We start from the raw sequence: 5,732 nt of genomic DNA on the forward strand, positions 1-5,732 counted from the left end.
CAAAAATGGAAAAAATATCAAAATAAGGCTATGATTTTTAAAGCCATAGCCTTACAAATAAATGTTTAATTATCACTTAAAAAATAAATTTTTATTTAAAGAATACACATAAATATTTCCAGACTCAAATATTATAATTTTTCTACTGGATATGTACCAATAATTATAAAAACCATTATAAATGATACTATTAACTTAGTCTTATTTTTATATACTATTATATTTAGTATTCTAAATAAATTATTATTAATAGTTTTTTTCATCTATTTTTCCATCTTTTATAGTTATAATTCTATCAGCTGTCTTTGCAATATTATCATTATGAGTTATCATAACTAGTGTTTGTCTATATTCTTTAACACACCATTCAAGCATATTCATAACTTCATTTGTAGTCTTACTATCTAAGTTACCAGTAGGTTCATCTGCAAATATTACTGATGGTCTATTGGCTAAAGCTCTAGCTATTGCAACTCTTTGTTGTTGACCTCCTGATAGTTCATTAGGATATTTCTTTATTTGTTTTTCAATCCCCAATTTATTAATTAATCCCATAACATATTCTTTGTCTTCTTTCCTCCCATCAAGTAACACAGGAAGTACTATATTATCATATACATTTATAACTGGTATTAAATTGTAGCTTTGAAATATGAAACCAAATTCCTGCCTTCTTATTTCAGACAGCTTATTATCATTTAATGTATATAAATCTACATCATCTAAGTACACATTCCCTAAAGTTGGCTTGTCTAAGCCTGCAACACAGTGAAGTAATGTACTTTTACCAGAACCACTTGCGCCTACAATAGCCGTAAATTTATGTGGCTCTATCTCTAAATCAATACCATCAAGAGCCCTAACTTCATTCTCATATTTTCCATATATTTTTTTTAAATCTTTTACCTTAAGTATTTTCATAACGTATCTCCATTCCCATTTAAAAAATATATATTCTTAGATTAAATTTTCGTAAATAAGTTCTACTACCATATCTAAATTCTCTAATTGATATAACTATACATCTTTGTAGTCAATACCAAGATTAAATGCTCTATTTAAAATAGTAAAAAAATTATATGTATTATAATTTCCAATACATGTAAAGTTGTTAAATAAAGAATATTTCCTTACAGTATATTTAAATTAGCAATTCTATTCATTTTCTTTTATACCACTTACTATACTAAGTTTATTTATCATTTTATTAGAAAAATAAACTGCAATGATACAAACGAAAACAGATATTAATCCAAATATTAAAATTTCATATATTGGAATTTCAAATTTAATAGAGTTACTTATACCATATATCTGTTGATTAAGTTTATTAGTTTCAGAAATCATTTTATAATAATTGAAACTAGATATGATTCCTGCCACAATCATACTTAATACTCCATATATAATGTTTTCTTTTATTAACATTCTTTTTACATTTTTCTTGGACATCCCTACTGCTCTGAACGTACATATCTCACTCAATCTCACAATTATATTTGATCTAACTATAAAAATAATATTTATAGATGATATTAATAAAACTCCAAATACACAAATCATCGCTAATTTATATGAAGACTTATTATAGTGGTCTCCAAAATGATTACGTACATATCTTCCCTCTATATCTGAAAACCCACTTTTTTCTATTATATTATTTATTTCTTTTATTACTTTTTTATCTGTTCCTTTTTTTATCTTCACAAAAGCTTTATTATAATCATTTATCTCTGTTAGTTCTTTTAAATCCTTTTCATTAAATATCACTTGAATTCCACCTGATTGAGATTCTCCATCTTGCTCTGATATATAGCTATTTTTCATTATTCCAGCTACTCTTACTTTTGTATTTATATATTTATACTCTCCCCCTTTATATACAGGAATTTTTATATCTAATAAGTCTCCTACTTTAGGTGATTTTATAATCTGAGCATTATTTGACATTTCAATTCTAGAATAAAAATTATTTACCAGTAAAATATTTTTATAATTACCTTTTGTATAACTATAGACATTTTCTCCTTTATCTATATACTTATCTACATTATTTAACAACTCTTTATTGTAACCCCTAAATAAAACTGTAGATTCATTTTTATTATTTATTCCAGTTCTATTTAATTCATCCAAGTAACTTTTTTCTAAATTAGAATTTCTTAAATATCCACTTAAATAAATATTAGGCTCAATATCTGTTACATCATTAATAGCTTTTATCTCATCTAATAAAGAGCTATTGTACTTAGAAAATGTGTAATTTGCATTTATTGGTGAATATCCTAAATAAATATCAAAATTACCATATGATTTACTTGTTATATTAGATGCTTCTGATTCTTTTCCATATATGAATTTTGTGGAAGTTAATCTCCCTATAAACAAAACTCCACATAGTGCTATAGTAATAATAATTATTATTGATGTAACTTTATTCCTAAATATGTTTTTGAAAGCTATTTCATTTATAATTCCAACAACTTTTTTATGTGATTTTAACAACAAAAGCTTAGGAACATAATTTAACTTATCTGTCTTCTTTATAGCATCAATTATAGATAAATTTCCAGCTCTATATATAGTTACTACAGAAGCTAATATAACTGCTATAGTTGACATGATGATAGATTCAATTATAGAATTCTTATTTATAATTAACTCTGCACTTTTATCATATACAATCATAAGACCTAAGTAAGAAAAAACTATACCTCCAAGTAAGCCTATTACTAACCCCACAGATAAAACTACAATGCTCTGAATAAAAAATATACATCTAATGTTTTTCTTACTGGATCCAACAGCTCTAAGTAAACCAATTTGCTTGGTCATATCTAATATTATTATGTTAAATATATTGTATATTACTAACATTGCACATAATAAAGGTAATAATTTTTGCTTTATTGAGTAAGTTGTTGTTTTTGAAATATTTTTCATAGACATAGCCATACTTACTTCCGTATTTGGATAAAATTGATTATTTGTTAACTTGTATTTCACTCCTAAATTTACTACTTTTTGAGTATCTAAGTCTTTTGTATTCAGTTTTAGTGTTCCCATATGAGTTATTAATTCATATGGAACAATGTCTTTTCCATCGTTTGAATATGTAAAAGCTCTTACCTTGTATTCATTTAAACTTTCATAGTATTCATCAGGTTTACTTAAAATACCAACTAGTTTAAATTTCTTATCTTTACTATAAATATCATTTTCATCATTTTTATTTACATACTCGTTAATAATCTGAAAATCAATAGTTTGATTCAATTTAACATCTAGTTCCATTTTATCTAAAACTTTTTGTTCTATTACTAATTCATTAGAATTTCTAGGTTCTCTACCTCTGGCTAACTTATATCTAGTAGAATCTAAAAAATTTTTATTGTAAGAGCATAAATTTATAGATGCCCCATTATCTTTACTTACAATTTCTCCAAATTTAAGTACATCATTGAATTCTTTTATATCTTCTTCATTATTAAGTTTTTTTACTATCTTACTATCTAGATCTTCATAAAAAGCATGATAATCTCCTGAGTTTTTATATGCATGATTTATGTCTGATTGCCCTTGAGACTCTTTAATAACACTTAATGAAAAAACTAACATAACAGCAATTCCTATACTAAGTATTAATGATAGAGTTTTTCCTCTTTCTCTTTTTAAATACGACATTGCCAGTTTAATATTGATCATAATTAGAATTCTCCTTATTCACATTTACAAGAAAAACTCTATAATCTAAAATTTTAGATTATAGAGTCTCATTAAATACTAACTAACTCATTGTGCTAGTTAAATTTAATTATTAAAAATACTAAAGTCTAGAAAAACATATTTCATTCCTAAAAACTACATATAGTACTTTCATTTAATAAATTGACTAGTCTTTTTTAATATGCCACTGTTCCTTTTGGAGTTTTTCCTGCACAATCCTCCATGCAGTCTATTTGCGAAATAATTTCATGCTTGTCATAATACCATTTACATGGATCTGCTTGCACCTCAACATCTTGAAGTTCTATTTTTTCTTCGATTTTTTTATATGTATCATAATACATATCCCCCTTTACTTTTGTTTTATATTTATTATAACTAGTTAAACTAGATTATAATTTATATAGCTTTTTTGTCGTTTCAACATAAACTCTTTCTAATCCACAATAAATCGGTACTGCACTTTGGAATTTACCTGTTACCTTTTTATTGATAAGTTTACATCTGGTTGACATACAATAATCAAGTCTAGTACATCCATCACACTCTTCATTCTTAGATATATAAATTTTTATAAGGTTCTTAATTTTTTTATCATCCAATCCATCATATATATTTCCTAGTAAAATATCATTATCTCCTACACATACTGTACATGGATATACATCTCCTCTAATATCTATTGCATAACTATTTATTCCTCCAAAACAGTCTCCTTTTTTCTTATTTATAAATTGTTTATCTAAAATAGAGATATCTATATCAGGATAATCCTTTTTAATATTCATAATTTTACTAATTTGTTCATTTAATATTTTAATATGAGAATTATCCCAGTTTTTATCCATAAAATCTGAAATTGGAGCGATATTTTTAAACCCTTGTTTTGCTATATCATATACACTCTCATAAAGATACTTAACAGTATTTGAGTTATATGTCATTCTTGCCCTAACATATATACCTTTCTCTATAAGTCTTTTTCCATTTTCTATTACCTTTTCATAAGTACCTACTCCGTTAGCATCTATTCTATTTATATCATGTATATTCTTTTCTCCATCAATACTTATCGATATATTTTTTACATTCTTTGCTATAAACTCTATTATTTCATCATTTATAATAGTTCCATTTGTAGTTATATCAAATAATATCTCTTTGTCACTCAATCTATCTACTAACTCCCTATGTATATACTTAGTATACTATTTATAGGTAATTTTTTATATCATTTTAAACATTAAAATTATTGATGTCTAGGAACTATTATGTTGATATTAATATATAATTAATGATATCAAAAATTTTCTAACTAGAGTTCTCACTTATTTAAGACTTTCTATCGAAAAATCTAGGAATAAATCGAAAATCAATGGCTAACCTTTTACTTTTTATTTTCAATCTATTTACTTGAATTTTAACATAAATCCATTTTTTAGTATACATTAATCATAATAAATTTATGATGATATGTATACAAAGTGTCGTTTAGTATTTTCTAATAAAAAATATTACTGGGATTAAAAATCTCCAGTAATATTTAATAAGTAAAAAACATGTTTATACAAATATATAATTTAGTTTAATGAGGTATTAAATTATTTAACTAAATTAGTAAGCTTGGCCATTAGTCTACTAATTGTTGATATAGCACTTGAATCTTCTTCTACCTTATATGTCTTTCCATTTACTAAACCTGTTATTGATGTTCCTGTTAGTGCTGCTTTCTCTCCTTCTTCTCCTAGTGTTCCATCAGCTTTAGTATATTTTTCAACTCCATCCATTGTTACTTTATATATCTTTCCTGATGTCAATCCTGTTATTTCTTTATCTCCTGCTGTTGCTCCTGATACTGAACCTTCTCCTATTATTACTTCGTTCACTACTGGTGCTATATATTCTTCTACCTTATATGTCTTTCCATTTACTAAACCTGTTATTGATGTTCCTGTTAGTGCTGCTTTCTCTCCCTCTTCTCCTAGTGTTCCATCAGCTTTAGTATA

The 5,732-nt window shown here is 25.3% G+C and carries 6 protein-coding genes; all 6 read right to left on the minus strand.

Annotated features, from left to right (window positions below; all coding sequences use genetic code 11):
- Positions 1-131: 131 nt before the first annotated feature.
- A complete protein-coding gene (locus KGF42_RS19975) occupies positions 132-263 on the minus strand; it encodes a hypothetical protein (RefSeq protein ID WP_255651002.1) in 132 nt (43 codons plus the stop codon).
- Positions 247-921, minus strand: coding sequence for an ABC transporter ATP-binding protein (locus KGF42_RS18575; protein ID WP_227826866.1), 675 nt, complete (start codon positions 919-921; stop codon positions 247-249). Before KGF42_RS18575 ends, KGF42_RS19975 begins: the two co-directional genes overlap by 17 nt.
- Positions 922-1,155: 234 nt before the next feature.
- Positions 1,156-3,705 carry an ABC transporter permease gene (locus KGF42_RS18580; RefSeq protein WP_227826867.1) on the minus strand — a complete coding sequence of 850 codons (2,550 nt, stop codon included), beginning with the start codon at positions 3,703-3,705 and terminating at the stop codon, positions 1,156-1,158.
- Positions 3,706-3,902: 197 nt separating this feature from the next.
- Positions 3,903-4,070 (minus strand): hypothetical protein, encoded by a 168-nt coding sequence (locus tag KGF42_RS18585; RefSeq protein WP_227826868.1) that lies wholly within the window; start codon positions 4,068-4,070, stop codon positions 3,903-3,905.
- A gap of 48 nt (positions 4,071-4,118) precedes the next feature.
- The gene (locus KGF42_RS18590) at positions 4,119-4,898 is read right to left on the minus strand and encodes an SPASM domain-containing protein (protein ID WP_227826869.1); all 780 of its coding nucleotides are present in this window, start codon (positions 4,896-4,898) and stop codon (positions 4,119-4,121) included.
- A 429-nt stretch (positions 4,899-5,327) separates the two neighbouring features.
- The coding region (locus KGF42_RS18595; RefSeq protein WP_227826870.1) for a hypothetical protein at positions 5,328-5,732 on the minus strand (405 nt) is incomplete at its 5' end.

This window comes from Clostridioides sp. ZZV15-6383, assembly GCF_020657735.1.
GTDB classification, from domain to species: domain Bacteria; phylum Bacillota; class Clostridia; order Peptostreptococcales; family Peptostreptococcaceae; genus Clostridioides; species Clostridioides difficile_D.